The organism is Thermostichus sp. OS-CIW-31 (assembly GCF_054060305.1).
This window is the reverse complement of the sequence record NZ_JBSSDA010000006.1, coordinates 78,984-104,820: the sequence shown is the minus strand read 5'-3', so window position 1 is coordinate 104,820 and position 25,837 is coordinate 78,984. Positions and strand designations below refer to the sequence as shown.

At 59.7% G+C, this 25,837-nt stretch carries 20 protein-coding genes and 1 pseudogene; 14 read left to right on the top strand and 7 right to left on the bottom strand.

Annotation, left to right across the window (positions count from 1 at the left end; all coding sequences use genetic code 11):
• Positions 1 to 138: 138 nt before the first annotated feature.
• The 3 genes and pseudogenes from ACVWY9_RS05435 to ACVWY9_RS05425 form a co-directional block, all read left to right on the top strand.
• Positions 139 to 306 (top strand): annotated as a pseudogene (locus ACVWY9_RS05435) (tyrosine-type recombinase/integrase); the annotation flags it as partial.
• A gap of 241 nt (positions 307 to 547) precedes the next feature.
• Positions 548 to 4,510, top strand: coding sequence for a magnesium chelatase subunit H (locus ACVWY9_RS05430; RefSeq protein ID WP_457387728.1), 3,963 nt, complete (start codon positions 548 to 550; stop codon positions 4,508 to 4,510).
• A gap of 102 nt (positions 4,511 to 4,612) precedes the next feature.
• Positions 4,613 to 4,987, top strand: coding sequence for a DUF6883 domain-containing protein (locus ACVWY9_RS05425; RefSeq protein WP_414330567.1), 375 nt, complete (start codon positions 4,613 to 4,615; stop codon positions 4,985 to 4,987).
• Positions 4,988 to 5,256: 269 nt separating this feature from the next.
• Here ACVWY9_RS05425 and ACVWY9_RS05420 read toward each other — a convergent pair whose 3' ends face one another.
• From ACVWY9_RS05420 to cphA, 3 genes are all read right to left on the bottom strand, one after another.
• The gene (locus ACVWY9_RS05420) at positions 5,257 to 6,126 is read right to left on the bottom strand and encodes a prepilin peptidase (RefSeq protein WP_457387727.1); all 870 of its coding nucleotides are present in this window, start codon (positions 6,124 to 6,126) and stop codon (positions 5,257 to 5,259) included.
• Positions 6,127 to 6,248: 122 nt separating this feature from the next.
• Positions 6,249 to 6,449, bottom strand: a complete 201-nt coding sequence (locus ACVWY9_RS05415; protein ID WP_011432545.1) for a hypothetical protein — start codon at positions 6,447 to 6,449, stop codon at positions 6,249 to 6,251.
• A 322-nt stretch (positions 6,450 to 6,771) separates the two neighbouring features.
• On the bottom strand, positions 6,772 to 9,468 hold the full coding sequence (gene cphA / locus ACVWY9_RS05410) for a cyanophycin synthetase (protein WP_457387726.1): 2,697 nt from the start codon (positions 9,466 to 9,468) through the stop codon (positions 6,772 to 6,774).
• Between the two features lie 257 nt (positions 9,469 to 9,725).
• Here cphA and ACVWY9_RS05405 point away from each other — a divergent pair, with 257 nt between their 5' ends.
• Together ACVWY9_RS05405 and ACVWY9_RS05400 are read left to right on the top strand one after the other, a co-directional pair.
• Entirely contained in the window at positions 9,726 to 12,002 is a 2,277-nt protein-coding gene (locus tag ACVWY9_RS05405) for a ComEC/Rec2 family competence protein (protein ID WP_457387725.1), read from the top strand.
• Between the two features lie 170 nt (positions 12,003 to 12,172).
• A complete protein-coding gene (locus ACVWY9_RS05400) occupies positions 12,173 to 12,805 on the top strand; it encodes a 4Fe-4S single cluster domain-containing protein (protein WP_457387724.1) in 633 nt (210 codons plus the stop codon).
• A 19-nt stretch (positions 12,806 to 12,824) separates the two neighbouring features.
• Here ACVWY9_RS05400 and ACVWY9_RS05395 read toward each other — a convergent pair whose 3' ends face one another.
• Positions 12,825 to 13,100, bottom strand: a complete 276-nt coding sequence (locus ACVWY9_RS05395; protein ID WP_457387723.1) for a hypothetical protein — start codon at positions 13,098 to 13,100, stop codon at positions 12,825 to 12,827.
• Positions 13,101 to 13,336: 236 nt separating this feature from the next.
• Here ACVWY9_RS05395 and ACVWY9_RS05390 point away from each other — a divergent pair, with 236 nt between their 5' ends.
• From ACVWY9_RS05390 to ACVWY9_RS05380, 3 genes are all read left to right on the top strand, one after another.
• Positions 13,337 to 14,140: a prohibitin family protein gene (locus ACVWY9_RS05390; protein WP_457387722.1), complete on the top strand. Its 804-nt coding sequence runs from the start codon at positions 13,337 to 13,339 to the stop codon at positions 14,138 to 14,140.
• Between the two features lie 40 nt (positions 14,141 to 14,180).
• The gene (locus ACVWY9_RS05385; protein ID WP_457387721.1) at positions 14,181 to 15,119 is read left to right on the top strand and encodes a prohibitin family protein; all 939 of its coding nucleotides are present in this window, start codon (positions 14,181 to 14,183) and stop codon (positions 15,117 to 15,119) included.
• 194 nt (positions 15,120 to 15,313) lie between these two features.
• Positions 15,314 to 16,339, top strand: coding sequence for an HD-GYP domain-containing protein (locus ACVWY9_RS05380; RefSeq protein ID WP_457387720.1), 1,026 nt, complete (start codon positions 15,314 to 15,316; stop codon positions 16,337 to 16,339).
• Here the strand turns inward: ACVWY9_RS05380 and ACVWY9_RS05375 are convergent.
• Positions 16,317 to 17,009 carry a ComF family protein gene (locus ACVWY9_RS05375; RefSeq protein WP_457387719.1) on the bottom strand — a complete coding sequence of 231 codons (693 nt, stop codon included), beginning with the start codon at positions 17,007 to 17,009 and terminating at the stop codon, positions 16,317 to 16,319. The two genes, ACVWY9_RS05380 and ACVWY9_RS05375, sit on opposite strands and share 23 nt — an antisense overlap.
• A 209-nt stretch (positions 17,010 to 17,218) precedes the next feature.
• Here ACVWY9_RS05375 and rpsL point away from each other — a divergent pair, with 209 nt between their 5' ends.
• The 6 genes from rpsL to dapB all read left to right on the top strand — a co-directional run bounded on the left by rpsL (position 17,219) and on the right by dapB (position 23,142).
• The gene (gene rpsL / locus ACVWY9_RS05370) at positions 17,219 to 17,626 is read left to right on the top strand and encodes a 30S ribosomal protein S12 (protein ID WP_011432553.1); all 408 of its coding nucleotides are present in this window, start codon (positions 17,219 to 17,221) and stop codon (positions 17,624 to 17,626) included.
• A gap of 83 nt (positions 17,627 to 17,709) precedes the next feature.
• A complete protein-coding gene (gene rpsG, locus ACVWY9_RS05365; RefSeq protein WP_011432554.1) occupies positions 17,710 to 18,180 on the top strand; it encodes a 30S ribosomal protein S7 in 471 nt (156 codons plus the stop codon).
• A gap of 153 nt (positions 18,181 to 18,333) precedes the next feature.
• On the top strand, positions 18,334 to 20,457 hold the full coding sequence (gene fusA / locus ACVWY9_RS05360; RefSeq protein ID WP_011432555.1) for an elongation factor G: 2,124 nt from the start codon (positions 18,334 to 18,336) through the stop codon (positions 20,455 to 20,457).
• Positions 20,458 to 20,488: 31 nt separating this feature from the next.
• The gene (tuf, locus tag ACVWY9_RS05355) at positions 20,489 to 21,718 is read left to right on the top strand and encodes an elongation factor Tu (protein ID WP_414399300.1); all 1,230 of its coding nucleotides are present in this window, start codon (positions 20,489 to 20,491) and stop codon (positions 21,716 to 21,718) included.
• Positions 21,719 to 21,842: 124 nt separating this feature from the next.
• Entirely contained in the window at positions 21,843 to 22,160 is a 318-nt protein-coding gene (gene rpsJ, locus ACVWY9_RS05350; protein WP_414328725.1) for a 30S ribosomal protein S10, read from the top strand.
• A gap of 121 nt (positions 22,161 to 22,281) precedes the next feature.
• Positions 22,282 to 23,142, top strand: coding sequence for a 4-hydroxy-tetrahydrodipicolinate reductase (gene dapB / locus ACVWY9_RS05345; RefSeq protein ID WP_457387748.1), 861 nt, complete (start codon positions 22,282 to 22,284; stop codon positions 23,140 to 23,142).
• Here dapB and ACVWY9_RS05340 read toward each other — a convergent pair.
• A complete protein-coding gene (locus ACVWY9_RS05340) occupies positions 23,139 to 24,056 on the bottom strand; it encodes a methylenetetrahydrofolate reductase (protein ID WP_457387718.1) in 918 nt (305 codons plus the stop codon). The genes dapB and ACVWY9_RS05340 overlap by 4 nt on opposite strands.
• Positions 24,057 to 24,133: 77 nt before the next feature.
• Entirely contained in the window at positions 24,134 to 25,705 is a 1,572-nt protein-coding gene (locus ACVWY9_RS05335; RefSeq protein ID WP_457387717.1) for a hypothetical protein, read from the bottom strand.
• Positions 25,706 to 25,837 lie beyond the last annotated feature (132 nt).

Sequence of the window (25,837 nt, the reverse complement as noted above, 5' to 3'; positions counted from 1 at the left end):
ACTGGTAACGGTCGATTGGGGCTGCTGTAAACCAGCCTAGAGGTTCGGGCCTGTTTTGTTCTCTGGTAGAGCAGAGCAGGCCCAGGGCTACTAAAAGCCTACTCTGTATCGCTAAAGCGGTACGGAGTCGGGTAGTTTACTTGCCACACCTTCCGCCATAGTTTTGCCACTCATCTCCTGCAAAACGGCTACGACATCCGCACCGTCCAAGAATTGTTGGGCCACAAAGATGTCAAAACCACCATGATTTACACCCATGTGCTGAATAAAGGCGGGCGCGGGGTGAGAAGTCCATTGGATCCTTAGAAGGGGACGCTCTCTGGGGAAGGGATCCTCTTCCCCTTTACAGTACCTCAGCGATCATTGCGAATTATTACGACCTTGCCGCCATGCTCCCAGCAGGGATCCGTTTCTCTGGTAGAACGGGAAACAGACAATAGGGGATCCTGCCTATCGCGTCAGCGGGACGGAGTCCTTTCGCGTCAGCGGGACGGAGTCCTTTCCCCGGTTTACCCAATTTTTGCATTGCACGACGGAGAGCGACCGCATGTTTACTCTGGTTAAGCCCATCACCCGCCACGTTACCCCTGCCGAGGTAGGGGATCGCCGCTTGATGAAGGTGGTGTATGTGGTGTTGGAGCCGCAATATCAGAGTGCCCTGACCGCAGCAGTGCAGCGCATCAATGCCCACAACTCCAAGCTGGCGGTGGAGCTGGCCGGCTACCTGGTGGAGGAGCTGCGGGATCCGGCGGGCTACGATGCCTTCAAGCGGGATTTGGAAACGGCCAATGTCTTTATCGGATCCTTGATCTTCATCGAGGACATTGCCCAGAAGGTGGTGCAGGCGGTAGAACCCCTGCGGGAACGGCTGGATGCGGTGGTGGTGTTTCCCTCCATGCCGGAAGTGATGCGCCTGAACAAGATGGGATCCTTTTCCATGGCGCAGCTAGGCCAGTCCAAGAGCGCCATCGCCCAGTTTATGCGCAAGCGCCAGCAGGGATCCAACTTCCAGGAGGGGATGTTGAAGCTGCTGCAGACGCTGCCCAAGGTGCTGAAGTATCTGCCCTTCGACAAGGCGCAGGATGCCCGCAACTTCATGCTCAGCTTCCAGTACTGGCTGGGGGGATCCCGCGAGAACCTGGAGAACTTTTTGCTGATGCTGGCGGATCGCTACCTGCCGGGGATGCGGGATCAGGTGCAGTTTGCCGAGCCGGTCACCTATTTGGAGATGGGCATTTGGCACCCCTTGGCGCCGCAGATGTTTGCCAGCCTGGCGGAGTATTTGGACTGGTACAACGCCCGCGAGGATCTGCCGCAGGACGTGAAGGATCCCTTGGCTCCCTGCGTGGGGTTGGTGTTGCAGCGCACCCACCTGGTGACGGGGGATGATGCCCACTATGTGGCCATGGTGCAAGAGCTGGAGTCGCGCGGGGCGCGAGTGGTGCCGGTGTTTGCCGGGGGCCTGGACTTCTCCAAGCCGGTGAACGAGTTTTTCTGGAACGCGCAGAAGACAGCGCCCATTGTGGATGTGGTCGTGTCGCTAACCGGGTTTGCCCTGGTGGGAGGGCCGGCGCGGCAGGATCACCCCAAAGCAGTGGAAGCGCTGCAACGGCTGAATCGCCCCTACATGGTGGCGCTGCCCTTGGTGTTTCAATCGACGGAGGAATGGGCTGCCAGCGACCTGGGGCTGCACCCGGTGCAGGTGGCTCTGCAGATTGCCATTCCCGAGCTGGACGGGGCCATTGATCCCATCATCCTCTCAGGGCGGGATGCGGCCACCGGCAAAGCTCACGCAATGCAGGATCGGATTGAGTTGATCGCGGCGCGGGCGATTAAGTGGGCCAACCTGCGACGTAAGCCCAAGCTGGAGAAGAAGATCGCCATCACCGTCTTCAGCTTCCCACCGGACAAAGGCAATGTGGGGACAGCAGCCTACTTGGATGTATTTGCCTCTATTCACCGGGTGATGCAGGCCCTGGCCCACAACGGCTATGACCTCGGCCCCGAGCTGCCCAAAACCCCGCAGGAGCTGATGGAGTCCATCCTGCACGATCCCCAGGCCCAGTACGCCAGCCCGGAGCTGAATGTGGCCGCCAAACTGTCGGTGCGGGAGTACGAGGCGCTGACACCCTACGTGAAAGCCATCGAGCAATACTGGGGGCCAGCGCCGGGGCACCTGAATACCGATGGGCAAAACCTGCTCATCTACGGCAAGCACTTTGGCAATGTGTTCATCGGGGTGCAGCCCACCTTCGGCTATGAAGGGGATCCCATGCGGCTGCTTTTTTCCAGGTCAGCCAGCCCTCACCACGGCTTTGCCGCCTACTACACCTACCTGGAGAAAGTTTGGGGGGCGGATGCGGTGTTGCACTTTGGCACCCATGGATCCCTGGAGTTTATGCCGGGCAAGCAGATCGGCATGTCGGGCGAGTGCTATCCGGATAATCTAATTGGATCCCTGCCCAACCTGTACTACTACGCCGCCAACAACCCCAGTGAGGCCACTATTGCCAAGCGGCGGGGCTACGCCTGTACCATCAGCTACCTGACGCCGCCGGCAGAAAACGCCGGCCTCTACAAGGGGCTGCAAGAGCTGCGGGAGATGATCGGCTCCTACCAAACCCTGCGGGAGGGGGCGCGGGGCATCGCCATCGTCAACGCCATCTGCGACAAGGCGCGGCTGGTGAACCTGGACAAGGATGTGGAGTTGCCCCAGGGGGACGCCGCCCAGTTGAGCTTGGAAGAGCGGGACAGGGTGGTGGGCAAGCTCTACGCCCAGCTCATGGAGATCGAGTCGCGGCTGTTGCCCTGTGGTCTGCACGTCATTGGAGCGCCCCCCACAGCAGAGGAGGCGATTGCCACCCTGGTGAGCATTGCCAGCATCGACCGCCCGGAAGAAGGGATCCTGGGTCTGCCGCGCATTCTTGCCCAAAGCCTGGGCCGGGACATCGACGAGATCTACCGCAACCGGGATCGAGGACACCTGGCGGATACGGAGCTGCTGGATCGCATCAACAAGGCCTGCCAGAAGGCGGTGGCGGCGCTGGTGCAGGAGCAGACCGACGCCCAGGGCCGGGTCGCGCGGGTGGCCAAGCTCAACTTTTTCAACATGGGCCGGCAAGCCCCCTGGTTGGCAGTCCTAAAAGAAGCGGGCTACCCCCAGGTGGATCCGGATCTTTTGAAGCCCTTGTTTGAATTTCTGGAGGAGTGCCTCAAGCAAATTACGGCAGATTATGAGCTGGGATCCCTGCTGCGGGCCTTGGAAGGGGAGTACATTTTGCCGGGGCCAGGAGGGGATCCCATCCGCAACCCCAATGTGTTGCCGACAGGGCGCAACATCCACGCTTTGGATCCCCAGTCCATCCCCACGGCAGCCGCCATCCAGTCGGCGGAGATGGTGGTGGAACGGCTGCTGGCTCGCGAGATGAGCAGTAACGGTGGCCGGTACCCGGAAACCATCTCGGTGGTGCTCTGGGGCACCGACAACATCAAGACCTACGGGGAGTCGCTGGCGCAGGTGCTGTGTTTGCTGGGGGTGCGACCCAAACCCGATGCCCTGGGGCGGGTGAACAAGGTGGAGTTAATCCCCTTGGAGGAACTGGGCCGGCCCCGCATTGATGTGGTGGTGAACTGCTCGGGGGTGTTCCGGGATCTGTTTGTTAACCAGATGGACCTGATCGACCGGGCGGTGAAGCTGGCGGCCGCAGCGGTGGAGCCACCAGAGCTGAACTTTGTGCGCAAGCACGCCTTGCAGCAGGCAGAAGAACTGGGGCTGACCCTGGAACAGGCGGCAACGCGGGTCTTTTCCAACGCTTCCGGATCCTACTCCGCCAACATCAACCTGGCGGTGGAAAACAGCTCCTGGGAGGACGAGAGGGAGCTGCGGGAGATGTACCTATCCCGCAAGTCCTTTGCCTTCGGCTCCAACCTGCCCAACCAGCAGATGCGACAGCTCTTCGAGGCCAGCCTGAAAACGGTGGATGTGACCTTCCAGAACCTGGACTCCTCGGAGATCAGCCTGACCGATGTCAGCCACTACTTCGACGCGGATCCCACCAAGCTGGTGCAAAGCCTGCGCCCCGACGGCAAGGCCCCCTCGGCCTACATGGCAGATACCACCACGCCCAACGCCCAGATCCGCACCCTGAGCGAAACCATCCGTCTGGACGCCCGCACCAAGCTCCTCAACCCCAAGTGGTATGAGGGGATGCTCAAGCACGGCTACGAAGGGGTACGGGAGATCGCCAAGCGGCTGGTCAACACCTCCGGCTGGTCAGCTACGGCAGGCGCGGTGGACAACTGGATCTACGAGGAAACCAACGAGACTTTCATCAAGGACGAGGCGATGCGGCAGCGCTTGATGAACCTCAATCCCCACTCCTTCCGGCGCATTGTCGGATCCCTGCTAGAGGTGCATGGGCGTGGCTACTGGCAGACTTCCCAGGCCAATATCGAGCGCCTGCAGGAGCTGTATCAGGAGATCGAGGACAGAATCGAAGGGGTGGAGTAATTAATATGGTTGTTTCAGGTTAGCGTGAGACGTCTGGGCTACTGTTCGCGCCAGCGGGACGGAGTCCTTAGACCTTACGTGAAGTCGGCAAAAGCTGCAACCATGGCCGGATCCTTGCCCAGGGCTTCTGAAGCAGCAGTGGATCCTGCCAAGTTCGTTGATTACTCTATGAATCCAGCTAATCCTGGAAATCAAGGCAAGTGGATTGCCTTTGCAGAGCTTGGCTATGATGTCAGTACACCAGAGGGAAGAAGGGTGGGATTTGCTCACATTCTGCAACAGGTTACTGCTGCTCTGCCTTGCGCCTTAGCCGGGGATCCGTTTCCAACACCCTATGGAAGCCGCTATCGAGTCAAGATTGAAATTTTGGGCCTCAATCAGAAAAAAGGCACTTTAGTGACCGTGTGGCAGGTTGATAAGGAAAGTTTAATCCCTCGTTTGGTCACCAATTGGCTAGAGGTACACAATGATGAGTAAAACCACTTCTAGAATCAAGCCATACAGTAGAGTCAAAACTGTGGCAGATGTCAAGGAGTATTTCAGCGAGACCACTATTCCTGCTGGAACTCAGGGATCCATTGTGGAATGTTACTCAGATCCCACTGAAGGCTATGCGGTTGATTTAGCGGTTCCGGATTTGAGCTTGGTAGGAGGTTTTCGATATTTTAATCTCATTCTTTTTCCCGATCAGTTTGAAGTCATAGATCCCGAAACATGAAGTATCCAATGTTGAATGGACGTTCCCTCTACCCCACCAATCCGGCCCAGCGTAGGTAGCCCTCCACCAGTTCGGATCCGGCCAGAGCCGCTACCCCTCCACCCAAGGCCAGGTAGGGGCCAAAGGGGATGGGTTTTCCCAGGCGGGCTTGCCCCAAGCCTATAGCCAGCAGGCTGCCCACCAGGCCAAACCCGCAGCCCAGCAGCAGGGTGACTGTCACCCCCTGCCAGCCCAACCACATGCCGATCACAGCCAACAGCTTGCCATCTCCCCCGCCCATAGCCTCCCGCCCCAAGACCCAACGGGCCAAGAGGCCAATGCCCTCCAGCAGCCAGAGGCCCAGCACAGCTCCTGCAATCCCTTCCACCAGTGACAGGCCTGTAGCGGCCAGGGATCCGGATCCCTGGAGCCACGGCAGAGCCAGGCGGGCCAAAAGCCCCACTACCAGGCCTGAACGGGTCAGCTCCTCCGGCAGCAAAAAGGTATCCAGATCGATGAGCGCCAGGGCCAACAGCCAGCTCAACAAGATGCAGGTGAGGATCCCTTGGGCAGAAAACCCCAAAGCGCCGATGCTGAGGGCAAACAGGCCCATTGTCAACGCCTCAACGGCAGGGTAGCGCCAGCTAATCTGCGCTCCACAATGGCGGCAGCGACCGCGCAGCAACAACCAGCCCAGGATGGGAATGTTCTCCGTGGGGCCCAGCGGCGTCTTGCAGCTTGGACAATGGGATCCGGGATAGAGCAGAGAAAGGCCCTGCGGCAGACGATAGACCACCACATTTAAGAAGCTGCCCACACAGGCCCCCAGCACCAGTACCAGCACCCAGGCCAACAGGCGCAGCTCCCAGATTCTGTTGGCGTCGGCGCTGCTCAGCCACATCATGCTCAGCCACATCATGTGAGCGTTGTGCAGTAGGGGAGAATCTCGAGCATGGCAGCCATTCCCATCGCGTCGGCAGGACGGAGTCCCTAAAGGCAGAAAAAGGAAGGATCTGCTCTGTCAGCGTAGCTCCTTGTGCCTCACCGCAGCGGCTCCAATTGCTGCAGCGGAATAAAAGTTTCCTGGGGCAGCAGGATGGGGAACTCGGAAAAGATCAGATCCCCTCGCAGGGTACGGCGGTGAATAACTACCCCCCGCGGAGGTTGCTCCAGCACTTCCGGTCGATACTGCAGATGAAATTGATAAATCTGGCGAGCCGCTTGAAGCAGAGCGCTGTCCATGAGCTGTTTTCCTTGCCAAATTCACAACTACCCTAACGACATTCCCATCGCGTCGGCGGGACGGAGTCTTTAGACCTTTTGGGATCCCCAAAGTTCTGTCTGCCATCCCTCAGACTTTTTTAGAACGGTTAAGGCTTCTGAAAAGCCGAGGATCCCCTGAGCCGAACACCTGCTGCTTCCCAAAAGACAAGTCACCCGCCCCCGCCAGCCTAAACTTAGGATATCGCCGCCGAGGACTTATGGGTCACCTCCGCCCACTCAATTCTCGATGTCTGTCCAGGAATGGAGGCCATAGAGCACTCTGGAGTTGTCGGCAGCCAGCCTAAGACAGTTTGACGTCAGGGCTGGGGGAGATCAAATCTGGGCCGATGCTGTAGGAGGAGCCACGGTAACTGGGTTTGGGATTGAGCTTGTCTTGAAAGCGGGTGATGATCTGGATGGTGCGCTGTACATCCGCCGGAAAGATCACCACCAGGTCTCCGGGTTCGGCTTTCTCCAGAGCGGTTTCGATAGCAGTTGCCTCATCCAAGATTTCCTGCAGACGATCCCCTGCCTTTTCCTGTTCCCAACCCTGCCGGATTAGGGCGGCCACCTCGCCTGGTTCCCGTCCTCGCCGGTCATCATCTTCTTTGACGATGGCCCGGTCGAACATGCGCGCTGCCAGGACTCCCAACTCTCGTAGGTCGCTGTTGCGCCGATCCCCAGGCCCGCCGATAACCCCAATTTTTCGTTGGCAATCCCAGCGCTCCAGGGTACTTTGAATGGCTTCGTAACCTGCTGGGTTGTGGGCATAGTCCACCAACACCTGGTAGCCCCCTACATCAAACAAGTTGAGGCGACCGGGGGTCTGGGCTACAGAACTGGTGAAGGTGCCCAGCGCCATGCGGATGTCGTCGATGGAAACCCCGTGCAGGAAGGCTGCCAAAGTAGCGGCCAGCACATTTTGGATCATGAAGCTGGCCTTGCCAGAGAGGGTGAGGGGAATTTTGGTTACATCTTCTATGCGCAGTTTCCAGCCCCGTTTCAAAATTGAGATGTGGCCCTCTTCATAGACAGCTGCTATGCCCCCGGAAGCAATGTGCTTTTGAATGAGGGGATTTTCCGGGTTCATGCTGAAATAGGCCACTGTCGCCTTGACATTGGCGGCCATGGCGGCCACCAGACCATCATCGGCATTCAAGACAGCGTAGCCCCGCTCGTGTACCGCTTCCACCAAGACGGATTTGACGCGGGCCATGTCTTCTAGGGTTTCGATATCCCCCAACCCCAGGTGATCTGAGGTTACGTTGAGCACCACGCCAATATCGCATTCCGGAAACCCCAGCCCCTCTCGCAAAATGCCGCCTCGCGCCGTTTCCAGCACCGCCACTTCTACGGTGGGATCCCTGAGCACCAGGCGGGCGCTGTGGGGGCCGGTCATGTCTCCCTTGGCAATTTGATGGTTTTGGATGTAAACGCCGTCGGTGGTGGTGAAGCCGACCCGCTTGCCGATGCCTTTGAGGATGTGGGCGATCAGGCGGGTGGTGGTGGTTTTGCCGTTGGTGCCGGTGACGGCCAGGATGGGGATGCGGGTGTGGCTGCCGGGGGGAAAGAGCATGTCGATGATGGGCTCAGCCACATTGCGCGGGATCCCTTCGCTGGGGGCCAGGTGCATGCGCAGGCCGGGAGAAGCGTTCACCTCGACAATGCCGCCACCGGTTTCGTTGACGGGCTGGGCAATGTCCGGGCAGATGAGGTCGATGCCCGCCACATCCAGGCCGATGATCTGAGCTGCCCGTTCGGCAATGAAGGCGTTGTAGGGATGGATGATATCGGTGCAATCGACGGCGATGCCTCCGGTGCTCAGGTTGGCGGTGGATTTGAGGGTGCAATGTTCTCCTTTGGGCAGCACCGTATCCAGGGTGTAGCCTTTGCTTTCGAGGATACGCAGGGTCATGTCATCAACGCTAATTTGGGTCAGCACGTTTTCGTGGCCAAACCCCCGCCGCGGATCCCTGTTGACTTCGTCGATCAGCTCTTGAATGGTGGAGCGGCCATCTCCCACCACATAGGCTGGGATCCGCTTGGCCACAGCCACCAGCTTGTTGTTGATCACCAGCAGTCGGTAGTCATCCCCCACCAGGTGCTTTTCCACCAACACCACATCGGAGTATTGGCTGGCGGCATCGTAGGCGATCTCGGCGGCTTCCAGGCTGGTGATGTTGACGGTGATGCCCTTGCCGTGGTTGGCGTTAAGGGGCTTGATCACCACCGGAAAGCCCCCGACATCCTCGATGGTGGCTGCCAACTCGCTGCGGCGACGCACCGTATAGCCCTTGGGCACCGGGATCCCCATGTCCTGCAGCAGTTCTTTGGTGGCCCGCTTGTCGGCGGCCAGGTCGGCGGCAATGATGCTGGTTTTTTCAGTGGTGGTGGCTTCGATGCGCTTTTGGTAGACGCCGTACCCCAGTTGCACCAGGGATCCCTTGTTGAGGCGCAGATAGGGGATCCCGCGCAGGGCGGCCTCGTCCAGCAAAGCTTGGGTGCTGGGGCCGAAGCGGACGTTCTCTCGGATCTCTCGCAACTCTTGAATGTCCAGTTCTAGGTCGCGGCGGTAGTCTTCTCCATCCACCAAAGCCTGACAGAGGTAGACTGCAGCTTTGGCCGCAAAGCGCCCGGCCTCTGCCTCTTGATACTCGAACACGACGTTGTAGGTGCCGGGGGTGGAGGTTTCGCGGGTGCGGCCAAAATCCACTTTCATGCCGGCCAGAGTCTGCAGTTCCAAGGCCACATGCTCCACCACATGGCCCATGAGGGTGCCCTCTTCCACCCGTTGCAAGAATCCCCCATAGCAGCCGCGGGAGCACTGGTGTTCCCACAGTCCCGGCAACAGGGCCTCCAACCTTTCTTTGAAACCCGGGATGGTGTTGGTGGATCGCTCCTGCAAGTCTTCCAGATCAAGCCGCATTTGAATCAGCTTATGACGACGGATGCTCCAGTAGTTGGGGCCACTGAGAACGCGGATGGATCGGATGCGCATAGGGTCTAGGGGAAACAGCGGGGAAGGGGACAGATAACTTAGGGTCGTTTTAGGGTCGTTTTCAGGATGCCGGCGCAGGAAACTGCCAAGGACTACATCCCGCTGGCGCGACCAGCCCTAATCTACACTCCCTTTGCCAAGGTCGAGAAAGAGTATCCTTTAATACAATTCTTTCGGCAGGCGAGCAAGGTTAAGACAACGCAATGGATCCCGCTTGACCACATCGGTACAGTGGGGGGCAGACGGGTCTGCGGCACATGGAAAGAACCTATCTGCTGGGGTTGGGCTGGATCTTGGGCCTGCTGGTGCGGGCTTGGCCCCAGGCTGCCGGGTGGGGCTGGGGGATCCTGCTGGGATTGGGGCTGGCGGGATCCCTGCTGTGCCGGCGGCAACCGCGTCTGGCCCGCACTTGGCTGGCGATGGGTCTGGTGGGGTGTCTGGCTTGGAATTACCTGGGTTGGCGGCAGCCTTTTCCCGGCCCGACGGATATCAGTCTGTTGGCCCCCCAGCAGCAGATGAACTTGGTGGGCACCGTCCTCTCGGAACCCCGTCCCACCCGCAGCGAACGGCGGCAATTTTGGCTGAGAGCAGAGCAGGTGCTCAACGCCGACTCCACGGCCCGCCAGGTCAGCGGCAAGCTCTACGTCACCACCGGCCCTGAGGCCCTCCAGGACAAGGATCTCCACCCCAACCAACGGGTGCGCCTGACGGGATCCCTGTACCTGCCCAGTCCGGCCTTGAACCCGGGCAGCTTTGATTTTCAAGCCTACCTGCAGCGCCAGGGGGCTTTTGCCGGCTTCAGCGCCCGTGAGGTGATCCTGCAGCCGGGGGGAAGAGGTTGGGGGGGCTGGGTGTTGCGGCGGCGGGTGCGGGAAGCGTTCATCGCCGGGCTAGGAGAGCGGCAGGGAAATCTGTTGGCTTCCTTGGTGCTGGGATCCCGGACCGCCCAATTGGATTTCGACTTGCAGGATGCCTTCCGGGAAATCGGCATGGCCCATGCGCTGGCCGCCTCTGGGTTCCATGTGTCGCTGTTGGTGGGGGTGGTGTTTGTCCTGACACGGCGGTTGGCGGTGCGCCTGCAGCAGGGGATCATTCTGGCAGTGCTGGGGCTTTACATTGCCCTGACGGGGTTCAGCCCTTCGGTGTTGCGGGCAGCACTGATGGGGGCAGCAGCCATGGTGGTGCTGACGGAGCCGCGCCTGCAGGGAAAAGTTAGGCTCAATCCGCTGGGCACGTTGCTGGTGGTGGCGGTGGTGTTGCTAATCTATCAGCCCATGTGGATTACGGATTTGGGGTTCCAGCTCAGCTTCGCCGCCACCCTGGGCCTGCTGGTGGGGACAGCTCCCATCGTTTCCCGCTTGGACTTTTTGCCCCCGGCAGTGGCCACCGCCTTGGCCGTTCCTCTGGCCACCCAGATCTGGACTTTGCCGCTGCAGGTGGCCATCTTTGGCCGCATCCCCACCTATTCACTGCTGGCCAATCCCCTGCTGATGATTCTGCTGGTGCCGCTGCTGGTGGCAGGGTTCGGGGTGGCCTTTGTGGCTTTACTCTCTCCAGGGCTGGGATCCCTGCTGGCAAGGCCCCTAGAGCTGCTTCTCACGCCTTTGATCAACTGGGTGAGCTGGATAGCCGGTTGGCCCTTCAGCTCCTACTACACCGGCGGAGTTTCTCTGCTCCAGTGCTTGCTCCTCTACGGCGCGCTGGTGGCCCTAACCTTTTGGCCACGGTGGCAACGGGCTTTCCGCTGGCAGGGCACTGCCTTGATCCTGGTCGGGATCCTGTTGGGGCCGGGGTTGTGGCCGGGGCCAGCCGTTCAGATCACCGCCCTGGCCAGTGGGCGAATCCCCATCCTGGCCATTCAAGCGGAAGGACGCCACCTCTTGCTCAACAGCGGGGATCCCCGTTTGGCAGAACGCACGGTGTTGCCCTTTTTGCGGCAGCAGGGCTTGCGCCGTCTGGACGGGGCGGTGGCCATGACCTCCGCCGGCTCTGCCAATGGCGGCTGGGAGATCCTGCTGTCGGCTTTCTCCAAAGGAGTACGTCCCGCCAACGCGATTGGGCAATTCTGGGATGGGGGAGGGGCTAATGCGGCTTCCGAAAGTTACCTGCGTTCCCTTAGTGCTGTGCAAGCTGCCGGGATCCCCTATCGAGTGTTGCAGCCTGCCGACCGGATCCCGGTGTCGCAGCGGTTGAGCCTACAGGCCATCCACACCAACCCCCTGGTGTTGACTTTAGAAACAGAGGGATTCCATTGGCTGCTGCTGGGCTCTGCCGGCACCCATGTGCAAGCCGAGCTAACCGGATCCCCGCTGATGCCGGCCCAGATCGACTGGCTGTGGTGGGACGGGGGATCCCTGATTTTGGATCTCCTGGAGCGCTTTCAGGTGCAGGCGGGCATTAGCTCTGGCTCTGTCGGCGAGACGGTGGTCACCTGGTTCCGGCAGAAACAACGACCCCTCTACGTAGCCGATTGGTCTGGAGCGGTAAGCTGGTCGCGGCGGGGAGTGCAAACCCTGAGGGCGCAATTGGAGTAGGGCCGGTTTCCAGACCAGGCAGCTTTCTCAGCAGCCTCCCAGTTATCCTGTTTTTGCAACTACGAGCCTCAATCGTTCTCAAGCGTTAATTATTGATTCATGACTGCCTTATGAGCATAGCTGCCAATTAGGCTAAGAATAGCCTCAAGAGGTTTTGCAGCGGGTGATCCATGTCCAAGGCAGAGATGGCGCTGAGCTTTCTGGCCCAGATTCCTCCCGGCTATCTCAACCTGATGGGGTATGTGGACGAGTCGGAAGTGAATGGGCCGGGCTGCCGTGCGGTGGTGTGGGTGCAGGGCTGCTTGCGGGAGTGCCCAGGCTGTTTCAACCCGGCTTCCTGGCCGTTTGTCATCCATCAACTGGTGAGCGTGACCGACCTAGCAGCCCAAATCCTAAGCAACCCCAAAAATCAAGGGGTAACCTTCTCCGACGGGGAACCCTTCTGGCAGGCTCCTGCCCTGGCCAGCTTGGCGCGGCTTCTCAAGGCCAAAGGGCTGACAGTGATGTCTTTTACCGGCTTTACCCTAGAACAGTTGCACTCCCCCCAAGCTCCTCCCGGCGCCCAGGAGCTGCTGCAAGAGCTGGATATTTTAGTGGACGGCCCCTATCTCCAATCTCAGGCCATTCACTCCCCCCACTCGCTGGTCTCTTCCCGCAACCAGCGGGTGCACGTCTTCAACCCCGCCTTGCAAAACCAGCTTAATTGGGCCAGTGACCAGGTGGAAATTCATATCCTCAAAGATGGAACCCGCATCGTTACCGGCTACGGCAGCCAGTTTCTCCTCGACGAGGCAGGCTCTTGAACTGCAGTGATCCTTTATCCTACACCTGCAGGGGTTCCCTGAAACAAGCGGGCAGTCGCCAGCACATCTCCAGCCAGCTTTTTAGCTCCTCAGGTTGGCCCATGAGGCTCATTTCCACCAGCAGAATGGCGGCTCGGTCGGCGGCTCCTTTGGATCCCAGACGAATCAAGGCAGACAGGCTTTCTTCCCGCCAGCAGACGGATACCCCCTGCCGGATCAAGGCCCGGGCGGCAACGGGGATGCACGAGAGTGGCACTTGGATGTCCCGCCGCTCGTAATCGGGAATGGACAGCATGAACGGCAACCCAAATCTTTATTATGTCTTAATCTTCTTCCCTTTTCGCCTGTCCGTCACGGGTCTTTGCAAAGTATGAAGTGATCTTTTGTGAACTTTGTAGAGTTCTCGACATCGTTGCGAATAGTGGGAGAGAAAGACAGGGATCCCTGTAGAAGGCTTAAAAGATAGCGGCGATTTCTCAGCCTCATTTCCCCACAGCCGCGAGAATGGCTGCATGCGCAGGAGATGGGGAGATGCGGGCAGAAGGTTGGGAGAGGCGGGTTGGTCGCTTGTTGCCCAAGGCCACCCTTGCCGGAGCCGTATTGATCCTAGTGGCGATGGGCAGGCCGCTGCGACTGGTGGGCAATGGAGAAAATATGGTGGTGTTCACCTGGAGAGGGGGGGTAAGGCCGGTGGCTTTGCAGCCTGGTCTCCATTGGGTGCCGCCTTTTGTCTCGCGCACGGTTACCTTCGATGTAAAAACGCAGGCCCTCACCTGGAAGGACAACGACCCGACTGCCTACGCGCCGCGGCTGGTGGCCCTTTCTCAGGATGGGCAGCAGATTGCAGCTGAGGCGACGCTGCAGTTTCGCATTGTGGACGCCCCCAAGGTCTATACGCAACTGGGGGAAAATTACCTGGATCGCATCGCCCCCATCGTCCGGTCGGTCATTCTGAATGAGACCAGCGGCTTTTCTGCCCAGGCTCTGTATTCTACCGAGCGTCCGCTGCTCCAGGGCCAAATCCGCGAACGGGTGGCTCTTCTGCTGAAGGAATACGGCATCGAGGTTTTGGATTTTCTGCTGCGGGATGTGGATTTCGATCCTGATTTCGTAGCGGCCATTGAGGCAAAAACCATTGCTGAAAATCAACTGGCGCAAAAGCAATTTGAGATCGAGCAGGCCCGCCAAGATGCCCGCGCTATCATTTCTCAAGCGGAGGCAGAAGCCGGTCAATTGAGAGCCAAAGCACAGGCCCTCACCCAAAATCCGCAGTACCTAGAGGTGGTGAAAGCCACAGTACTGGGATCCCGCCTGGAAACTCTGGTTACCAAATAGCAACCAGCACTTTTTCATCCTCTTTCCACGAGGAGCCGCCATGTATCCAACAGGAGAAGCACCCCAAAGCAGAGTGGGTTGGTTAACCGTAGGAGGGATCGCCGTCTTGGCGGCCCTGGGAGTGCTCCGCGCTTGCCTGTACGTCACTTTGCCCGGACATGCCACTGTAGTGTTCAATACCTTTTCCGGGTTGCAGAAGGGGCGGGTGGAACTGCCAGGGGTCATCTTCCGGATCCCAGGGATCGAAACGCCGATCACCTACACCGTGCTCACCCGCGTTTGGGAGTTTACCAACGACCCCGCCTCGGCCAATGCCATCAGCAACGCCATCACCGTGAACACCGCCGATGGGCAAGCCTTTGCCATCGATGTGGCCATTGCCCTCAAGCCCAACCTCGCCACTTTGGACGAGCTGCACGCCAACATCGGCGAGAACTATCTTTCCACGGTGGTGGTGCCGGTGGTGCGCTCCAAAATCCGGGATATCTCCGCCTCTTTCAATTCGGAAGACTTTTACCGGAAAAGCCAGCGGGCTGCCATCGAACAACGAGCGCTGGACTTGATTCGCCAAGAGATGCCTACTGTCAACCGCGATGGCCAAACCCTGCCTCTGGTGCAGGTGGAGGGCCTGTTTCTGGGCAACCCCGATTTCCCACAAGCCTTAAGAGACTCGATTGAACGCAAACAGGTGGCCTCGATTACAGCACAAACGGCGGCAGTGCGGGCGCAAATTCAGGAAAAAGAGACCGAGCGGCTGCTGATCCTGGCGGCGGCCAACCAGCGGGCCATTGAGCTGAAAGGACAAGCGGCAGCGCAGAACGCGCAACTGGCGGATCTGCTGTTCTACGAGAAGCTGCAAGAGCGCATCCAAAACCCGACGGACTCGCTGCCCCCTTTGCGCATCATCCGCGTCGAGGGAGATGCCACCGTGTTTCTCAATGTGGATCCCCGTCAGGCAGCCCTGCAAAGAGGGCAGTAGGTTCAGCGAAGTTGCGGAGTACAGTCTTAAAAACCTGGGTGTAGAGTGTGTCCAGATACGAGGGCTGAGGGATGCCGTTTGAGTTTGTTGGCATCCTACCGCCAAGTGTTTGGACTGGGATCCCCTGTGGGGTTGCGCCGAATCCGGCTGAGGGGGAAAGCTCGTACTCGATGCAAGACTAGATTTTGGCCGCCATGAACTCCCGCCTGACTCACACCCCCTTTCCCCGTCTAAACCCGAAGCTGGCGGAGGCGGATCATGTTTTGGTGGTGGACGATCAGGCCAGCAGCCGCCTCTACATCGGTGAGCTGTTGCGGTCGGCCCACTTCCGCGTGAGCGAGGCCACCAACGGCGAAGAGGCTTTAGAAGCCGTGGAGCGGCTTCGGCCAGACTTGGTGCTGTTGGATGTGCTGATGCCGAACATGAGCGGGTTCGATGTCTGCCGGCAACTGAAGGCCAATGAGCTGACCCGCCTGATCCCCGTTGTGCTGATCACTGCCCTGACCGACCGCTCCAATCGCCTGATGGGGATGCAGGTGGGGGCCGACGACATTTTGACCAAGCCCTTCGATCACGTGGAGCTGCTGGCGCGGGTACGCTCATCCATCCACCAAAAGCGCTTGAACGAAGACCTGGATCACGCTGCCGGGGTGTTGTTTGCCATTGCCCGCGCCGTGGAAAGTCGGGATCCCATCACGGGTGACCATTGCGAACGCTTGGTGGCCATGGGGGAACAGTTTGGCCGTTACTTGGGGCTGTCTCGTCAACAGATCAAGGCCCTGCGCTGGGGCGGCTACCTGCACGACATCGGCAAAGTCGGGATCCCGGATGCGATTTTGTGTAAGCAGGGCAAGCATACCCCGGAAGAATGGGAGATCATGAAGTCCCACGTCTTGATTGGCGAAGACATTTGTCGGGGCTTGCGCACCATGCAGGATGTGCTGCCGATCATCCGCCACCACCACGAGCGTTGGGATGGCAGCGGCTACCCGGATGGGCTGGCAGGCGAAGAGATTCCCCTGTTGGCCCGCGTCTTTCAGGTGATCGACATTTTCGACGCTCTGACCTCTCCTCGCCCCTACAAACCCGCCTTGACTGCCGAACAGGCCATAGGAGTGCTGCGGGAGGAAACCCGCAAGGGCTGGCGGGATCCGAACTTGGTGCGCGAGTTTTGTGACTTTATGTTTGTCACCGCCTTTAATTTGGTGGAGGCGGGATAGGGTCTGGAGGGCCGGGCCAGTCTGGAGAGGCGGCTTTTGGGGTTTGAGCGGCAACGATTACCCCGGCTACACGGATCCCGGCAGCGGCCAATACCTGCTGGGCGGCTTGCACAGTAGATCCGGTGGTGTAGATGTCATCCACCAGCAACACCGGTGTGGCCGGAACTTGTTTCAGGGCAAAGGCCCCGGCCAAGTTGTGCTGTCGTTGCAGCGGGTTGAGCTCATGTTGAGCCGCTGTGGCCCGCACCCGCACCAGAGCATCGGGCAGGTGGCGAAGACCGGTGCGCTCGCAAAAAGCCTGGCTGATCAAGGCTGCCTGATTATAGCCCCGCTGCCGCAGCCGCTCTGCATGCAGAGGGATGGGCACCACCGTGTAGGCCCCAGGGGAGCCTAAAGAGGTGGACTGGCTTTCGACCCAACGGGATCCCAGCCATTCTCCCAAAACCGAGCCAATGCGCCGTTGTCCTTCGTACTTCAGGCAATAGATGGCCCTGCGCAGCGCCCCCCGGTGGATCCCCCAGGCGTAAAGTGGCCAAGGCGAGGTGGTGACTGGCCAAGTGGCAAGGCGCTCCGCCTGCAACCGCCTTTGACAGTCTTGACAGAACACGGCCTTGGCAGGGCGCTGGCAAAGCGGACATGGAGGCACAATCCACCAATCTAACCAGCCCATCGTCTGCTAGGGATCCTTTCTGGTGTGCAGAGTCTCCTAAAAAGCTGAGGCAAGGGGGGAACGAGGCCGAAATTCAGACTCGGCCAGGCTAACAGCCCAGCAGTCCATCCCCAAGTTGACGCTGGGATCCCGCCTTGCTAGGATTCAATATCGCCGGATAATTCAACCGGATAATTTAAAATTTAAGCCGTGACCTTCTCTGCCAGCCCATGCCCACCATTCAGCAACTGATCCGTGAGGAGCGCAGCGTTGCCGCTCGCAAGACCAAGTCTCCTGCCCTGAAGGCTTGTCCACAGCGGCGGGGGGTTTGCACCCGAGTGTACACGACAACGCCCAAAAAGCCCAACTCGGCCCTGAGAAAAGTGGCTCGCGTTCGCCTCACTTCCGGCTTTGAGGTCACTGCCTACATTCCTGGCATCGGCCACAACCTGCAGGAGCACTCTGTGGTCATGATTCGCGGTGGGCGGGTTAAGGATTTGCCCGGCGTGCGTTACCACATTATCCGGGGCACCCTCGACGCTGCAGGGGTCAAAGACCGCAAACAAGGCCGCTCCAAATACGGGGCGAAACGGCCCAAGCCGGGCCAAGCTCCAGCCGCCGCTGGCAAGAAAAAATAGCTTTGCCCTCACCCTCAACCCTCCATATCCCACTCTTCATCTTTCTTTCTGCCATCCCCATCTGAACAAGCAACCCAGCTCCTATGTCTCGCCGCAACCGTGCCCCTCGTCGTGATGTGCCCCCGGATCCCAAGTATGGGAGCCGTCTGGTTACCATGCTGATCCGCAAGTTGATGATGAGGGGTAAGGCATCCCTGGCTGCCAGGATCCTCTATGAAGCTCTGGACATTGTGCGGGAGCGCACTGGCCAAGACCCACTGCCCTTGCTGGAAAATGCTGTTCGCAACGCCACCCCACTGGTGGAGGTGAAAGCCCGCCGGGTGGGCGGAGCCACTTATCAGGTGCCTGTGGAGGTGAGAGGAGAACGGGGCACTTCCCTAGCGCTGCGCTGGTTGGTGACCTTTTCGCGCACTCGTCCAGGTCGCACCATGGCCGCCAAGTTGGCCAATGAGCTGATCGATGCAGCCAACGAAACCGGCAGCGCCATTCGACGGCGGGAAGAGGTGCATCGCATGGCCGAGGCCAACAAGGCCTTTGCCCACTACCGCTACTGAACTAGCCTGGCGGAGCAGTGGAGACTTTTGGGATCCCTGTTCTGCCCAGCCCGAGTTCCAGCGAGGTGGAGAAAAATCGGCAAAAAAGATTAGAATTGTAAAGGATTTTTTAGTTTGCCCAAGTCGCAGGGCGACGAGGATTGGGAGGTTGACGTGGCACGCACAGTTCCCCTAGAACGAGTCCGAAACATCGGCATCGCAGCTCACATCGATGCTGGCAAGACCACGACCACAGAGCGGATTCTCTTCTACTCCGGTCTGGTGCACAAAATTGGCGAAGTTCACGACGGAACTGCGGTCACCGATTGGATGGCCCAGGAGCGGGAGCGGGGCATCACCATCACTGCTGCGGCCATCACCACCCGTTGGACTAAGCGGGATCCCGCAAATCCTTCCCAGCCCCTCTCCGGCGCACCGGAGTACACCATCAACATCATCGATACTCCTGGGCACGTCGATTTCACCATTGAAGTTGAGCGCTCCATGCGGGTGCTGGATGGGGTGATCGCCGTCTTTGACTCGGTGGGCGGCGTGCAGCCTCAGTCTGAGACCGTCTGGCGGCAAGCCAATCGTTACAATGTGCCCCGCATTGCCTTCGTCAACAAAATGGATCGCATGGGGGCCAATTTCCTCAAGGTTTACAACCAGATCCGGGAGCGCCTCAAGGCCAATGCCGTGCCCATCCAACTGCCCATCGGTGCCGAAGACGGGTTTTGCGGCATTGTTGACTTGGTGCGGATGCAAGCCCGCATTTATATGGATGAGATCGGCAAAGACATTCGTCCGGCCCCCATCCCTGAGGAGATGAAAGATCTCGTGGCAGAGTATCGGGCCAAGCTGGTGGAAGCAGTGGCCGAGACGGACGAAGCTCTGATGGAAAAGTACTTCGCCGAAGAAGATCTGAGCGAAGCCGACTTGATGGCGGGTCTGCGCAAAGGCACGATCAGCGGCCAAATTGTGCCCATGCTGTGTGGCTCTGCCTTCAAGAACAAGGGAGTCCAGATGCTGCTGGATGCGGTGGTGGATTACCTGCCCTCGCCTGTGGATATTCCGGCCATCAAGGGGGTGCTGCCAGATGGCTCAGAAGTGTCCCGCCGTGCCAGCGACGATGAGCCCTTCTCCGCCCTGGCCTTCAAGTTGATGAGTGATAAGTACGGGGATCTCACCTTTATTCGCGTCTACTCGGGGGTGTTGACCAAAGGTACTTATGTGCTCAACTCCACCAAGAACAAGAAGGAGCGAATTTCGCGGTTGGTGGTGCTGAAGGCCGATGAACGCTTGGACGTGGATGAGCTGCGGGCAGGAGATCTGGGAGCTGTGGTGGGCCTCAAGGACACCACCACCGGAGACACCCTCTGCGACGAAAATGCGCCGGTGATCCTGGAGTCTCTGTTTATCCCAGAGCCGGTGATCTCAGTAGCGGTAGAACCCAAAACCAAAGCCGATATCGATAAGCTCTCCAAGGCCCTGCAGGCCCTGGCCAAGGAGGATCCCACCTTCCGCGTGTCTGTGGATCCCGAGACCAATCAAACCATCATCTCTGGGATGGGCGAGCTGCACCTGGAGATCTTGGTGGATCGGATGCTGCGGGAGTTCAACGTAGAAGCCAATGTTGGTAACCCACAGGTGGCCTACCGCGAAACCATTCGCAAGCCGGTTAGCCGCGTGGAAGGCAAGTTTGTTCGCCAGAGTGGTGGCCGCGGCCAGTACGGCCATGTGGTGATCGACCTAGAGCCGGCGGAGCCGGGTACAGGGTTTGAGTTTGTTTCCAAAATTGTGGGTGGCGTTGTGCCCAAAGAATACATTGGGCCAGCCGAGCAAGGGATCCGAGAAGCCTGCGAATCCGGTGTGCTGGCGGGCTATCCCCTGATTGACATCCGCGCCACCCTGGTGGATGGCTCCTACCACGAGGTGGACTCCAGCGAAATGGCCTTCAAGATCGCCGGTTCGATGGCTCTGAAGGAGGCCGCTCGCAGGGCAAGCCCTACCCTGCTGGAGCCGATGATGAAGGTCGAGGTGGAAGTCCCTGAAGCCTTTGTGGGGGATGTCATCGGGGACATCAACGCCCGCCGCGGCCAGATGGAGGGGATGAATACAGAAGGCGGCATTACCAAAGTCAATGCCAAAGTTCCCTTGGCGGAGATGTTTGGCTATGCCACCGACATTCGCTCCAAGACCCAGGGTCGAGGCACCTTCACGATGGAGTTCAGCCACTACGAGGAAGTTCCTCGCAGTATCGCCGAAGCCATCATTGCCAAAAACAAAGGAAATGAGTAGCTGACTGAAACCAAAAAGGAAGTGATGATTCATGGCACGCGCTAAGTTTGAACGCACCAAACCCCATGTCAACGTTGGCACCATCGGCCATGTTGACCACGGCAAGACCACCCTGACGGCTGCCATCACCACCACCTTGGCTGCTTTGGGTCAGGCCACAGCCAAAAGGTACGATGAGATCGACGCAGCGCCAGAGGAAAAAGCTCGCGGCATTACCATCAACACCGCCCACGTCGAGTATCAGACTGCCAACCGTCACTACGCCCACGTGGATTGTCCCGGCCACGCCGACTACGTGAAGAACATGATCACAGGCGCGGCTCAGATGGATGGGGCCATCTTGGTGGTGTCTGCAGCTGATGGTCCCATGCCCCAAACGCGGGAGCACATCCTGCTGGCCCGGCAGGTGGGGGTGCCCAGCTTGGTGGTCTTCCTAAACAAAGAAGACATGGTGGACGATCCAGAGCTGCTGGAGTTGGTGGAGCTGGAAGTGCGGGAGCTTCTCTCCAAATACGACTTCCCCGGCGACGACGTTCCCATCATCAGAGGATCGGCGCTGAAAGCCCTAGAAAGAATGACCGCCAACCCCAAAACCCAGCGGGGCGAAGATCCTTGGGTGGACAAAATTTATGAGCTGATGGATGCGGTGGACTCCTACATTCCCACGCCTGAGCGGGATGTGGACAAGCCCTTCCTGATGGCTGTGGAGGATGTCTTCTCGATTACTGGTCGGGGCACGGTGGCCACGGGCCGGATCGAGCGGGGCCGCATCAAAGTGGGCGAAACGGTGGAACTGGTGGGCCTGCGAGAAACTCGCTCTACCACCGTTACCGGCCTGGAGATGTTCCAGAAAACCCTCGACGAAGGGATCGCCGGCGACAACGTTGGTGTGCTGTTGCGCGGCATTCAGAAGAACGAAGTGGAGCGCGGCATGGTGCTGGCCAAGCCCAAGACCATTACTCCCCACACCAACTTCGAGTCTGAGGTGTATGTCCTCAAGAAAGAGGAGGGAGGTCGCCACACGCCCTTCTTTGCCGGCTATCGTCCTCAGTTCTATGTGCGCACCACCGATGTAACCGGCACCATCTCTTCCTTCACGGCTGATGACGGATCCCAGCCGGAGATGGTGATGCCTGGTGACCGCGTCAGGATGACGGTGGAGCTGATCCAGCCCATCGCCATTGAGCAGGGGATGCGCTTTGCTATCCGCGAGGGTGGCCGTACCGTCGGAGCGGGTGTTGTCTCCAAGATCCTGAAGTAAGCTGCTTTTTCTCGGCAGGGATTGAGTGCTGGCGGCCCCAGACCAACTCAGTTGCGATAGTGGCGCGGAGCACTTTCCCTGCCAGCTTTTTTGAGTCCCCCTTTTTCTGGATTGCTCTCCGGCCATGCCTACCTTGACTCAACAGAAAATTCGTATCCGCCTGAAGGCTTACGATCATCGGCTGCTGGATACTTCCTGCGACAAAATTGTGGATACGGCTCGTCGTACCGACGCCGTACCGGTTGGCCCGATTCCTTTGCCTACTCGGCGCCGCATCTACTGTGTGCTGCGTTCCCCCCACACCGACAAGGACTCGCGGGAACATTTTGAAACCCGCACCCACCGGCGCATTATCGACATCTATTCCCCCTCTTCCAAAACCATCGATGCTCTCATGAAGCTGGATCTGCCGGCAGGGGTAGATATCGAGGTGAAGCTGTGATGGATCTGCAGGGATCCCCCGCTTTCGCAGTCATTTCGTAGAGCTTGGATGAGGGCAGCAGCGGGTGACAACATCGGTTGATCCGGTCGATCGCGATAGTGGTGCAGACCCCTCTCAGGGGTTGGCAACTCCAGGAGCGGCCCAATCCCCCATCCCGGTTTTGGTGGTGGGGGCCCTGGGCAAAATGGGGCGGGAGGTGGTGCGGGCCGTTGCCCAGACGCCCGACATGACCCTAGTGGGGGCAGTAGCCCGCTCGCAATTGGGCTCGGATATTGGCGAGGTGCTGGGCCTGGGATCCCTGGGGGTGGAGATTACCGACGACCTGCCGGGGCAGTTGCTGAGGTTGTCGCAGCGCAGCAGCCGCGGCGTAATGGTGGACTTTACCCATCCTCGGTCGGCCTTTGAACATGTTCGCTCGGCCATTGCCTTTGGCGTACGCCCGGTGGTGGGGACGACGGGCCTGACGCCGGAGCAGGTGGAGCGGCTGCGGGATCTGGCGGACAAGTCGGGTGTGGGCTGTTTGATCGCGCCCAATTTCGCCATCGGCATGATTTTGCTGCAGCAGATGGCCCTGCAGGCGGCGCAGTATTTTGACCACGTTGAGATCATCGAGCTGCACCACAACCGCAAAGCGGATGCCCCCAGCGGCACGGCTCTGCAGACGGCCCAACGGCTGGGACAATTGGGCAAAACCTTTAACCCGCCCGTTCGCGACAGCGGGACGGAGTCCTCAGTGGAAGAAAAAGAGCTGATCCCCGGTGCGCGGGGAGGGCTCTCTGGCCCCAACATTCCCATTCACAGCGTTCGTCTGCCGGGGTTGATCGCCCATCAGGAGGTCATTTTTGGTGGGATGGGGCAAACCCTCACCTTGAGACACGACACCACCGATCGGATAGCTTTTATGCCGGGGGTGATCCTGGGGATCCGCAAGGTGCTGCAGCTCAAAGGTTTGGTCTACGGGCTGGAGCAGGTCTTGAGCTAGTGGGTCAGGGGAGGGATCCCGGCCTCATCCAGAATGCGGGGGATGAGGTGCTCGGCTTTGACGGCCATCAGATGCACCCCGTGGCAGATCTGGCGGGCCTGACGCACCTGTTCGGCGGCAATGCGGATCCCTTCTTCGAGGGGGTGGGCGGCGTTGGCCAGCCGCTGGATAATCCCGTCTGGGATCTTCACTCCTGGCAGGTTGCGGTTGATAAACTCGGCATTTTTGGCCGACTTGAGCAAAAAGATGCCAGCCAGGATGGGCTTGCCGGCGGGACGGCCCAACTTATCCATGAAGCGCTCCAGTTGCTCAAAGTCGGTAACCATCTGGCTCTGGAAAAATTGGGCTCCGTTTTCCAGCTTGCGGTGGAAGCGCCGCTCCAGGCCGGAAAAGCTGCCCGATTGGGGTTCTACTGCTGCCCCTGCCAACAGATGCGTGCCCCCATCCGGGAGAGGTTTGCCGTTGCAATCGAGGCCATTGTTCAGCCGTTGGATAAGCTGCAGCAAGCGCACCGACTCCAGATCGAATACGGGGCGGGCATCGGGGCAATCGCCGATGTGGATGGGATCCCCGGTGAGGGCCAACACATTGCGCAGGCCGAGGGCTGAGGCCCCCAACAGATCCCCCTGGAGGGCCAGGCGGTTGCGATCCCGACAGGCCAACTGCAGGATCGGTTCAACACCCGCCTGATGCAACAGCACCGAGGCCGCCAACGGGCTCATGCGGGCCATGGCTCGGTTGGAGTCCGTGATGTTGATGGCATGCACCCGCCCCTTGAGCTGCTGGGCCAAAGACAGCAGGGTGCTGGTGTCGGATCCCTTGGGGGGGGTGATCTCGGCGGTGAGCAGAAATTCCCCCCGCTGGATGGCCTGGGCGAAGCGGGACAGGGGAGGTGATGAGGGGATCAGGGCCACAATTCCTGAAGGAAAGGTAAAACGGCTGGCTTATTATCGACTTTTCCGGGAGGTTTTTCCAGACAGGTCGTCCTTTCTCAAGGCTTGGGCGAGGGAAGGGGGCTGGGCGGGAGTTGCACCCGCATTTCCCCCAGCCATATCTTGGGATCCCCCTGTTGCAGATGCTGCCGCCAATCCTGTGCTGCTGCAGGAGGGATCCCGTCCGGGCTTAAAGTCCAGCTCCAGCCGATCACCTGAGGCCAGCGTTGGGCCTCTAGGGCTGCCAGCAGAGGTTGAGAGGCTTCCGAGCCCAGGGCTGGCCCGCGGATCACCACAGGCACTTCCGGGTTGAGGGCCTCAAGGCGGCGGTACAGCGGTTCAAAAGCGGCGGGATCCCCCGTTACCTGTAGGCTCAGCCAGTCCATCCCAGGGAAGTTAGCCCAGGCGGACACGGCCTCTGCATCTTCTCCGTCCAGCTCCACCACCCAGAGCAAATTGGCCGGGGACTCCGTCCCGCTAACGCGAACAGAGCGCAGGGTTTGCATCAGGTGTTGGTAAGCCCGTTGTTGCAGCGAGGACTCCGTCCCACCAAAGGGCTCCCCACCGCTACCGCGAGCGCGTTCGGGATCCCCGTCGCCAACAACGACGGCCAGGATGATGGGGGTGGCAAAGCGCTGGATCCCGCGGGCCCAAGAGCGCAAGGTCTCATCGTGATCCCCATTGGCCAAGGCAGAAAGTTGGGCTGGATCTAGCCGCAGGCGCAGGTAGGGGACTGAGCCGCTTTCCCGCAGGCGACTGGCCAACTGCTGCGGAAAGTCCTGGCGGGGATCCCAGAGGTGATCCACGGCTGCCCAGGCGGGGGGTTGACCGATGGCCTGGCGATAGGCGAGGAGTTGATCCCAAGTGGGAATGCCCGGCCAAGCGACCCCGTGATACAGCCGACCCGGAGGTGGCGGCAGCGGCCTACCCCGCAGAAAGGGGGCGGAATCGGGTGGGATTGGCGAGGTGAGAACAACCTCCAGCCGCAGCGGCGGCAAGACCTCACCGGCAGGGGGATGCGGCAGGGAGAAAGGGAGGATCCAACTGCGCTCCTGGAACTGGCCTCGGATGATCTGCTGAGGGTGAAAGTCCTGGGGAGGTGGCAGCGGTTCCAGCGGGTCTTCCCCCCAGAAAGCCCGTTGGATTACCAAGCGCACCCCTGCGCCGGGGTGGATCAGAGGCGTGGTGGTATCCAGGTGAAAGCTACCCCTGAGGCGGGTGGACGTCTCATTGGGCTCAACCCGGAAGGAGAAGGTGAGCTGGTCAGATCGGTAGGTGCCTGGAGCGGGGGAAGCAGTGGGGGGCGGGGATCCCGGCAGGCTTTCGCAGTCGGTGCAGGGAAAAATGGCCTGCGGATGGAGAGAGACAGAAGCCTCGCGGGCAGATTGCAATTGCTGGGGGCTGATGACAAAGCTGGCCCAAAGATGCTTCAGACGGGGATCCCGACCGGGCGAGATATCGGAGAAGGTTCGGCCCTCAGGAGTGGCCGTGCGGGTGCCGGCAGCCGTGCCGTCCAGAGGCACCGTGGAAACTGGGTCGCCAGCACAGCCCCCCAAAAAAACGACCGACAAGATCAGGGGCAGCGCCCAGCAGATTAAGGGTTTGAGTTTGCAGTTGGATGGCTGGATCATGATCTCACCTCAATACACCACTCCTGCCCGGCTACCGAAGGGAGTCGATGCCGCTCTCGTCTTGTGGACGGTGCGGTTCCCGACGGGGCACCAACGCAAACGGCCAGCAAGATCCCTTTCCCTCCGGTTGCT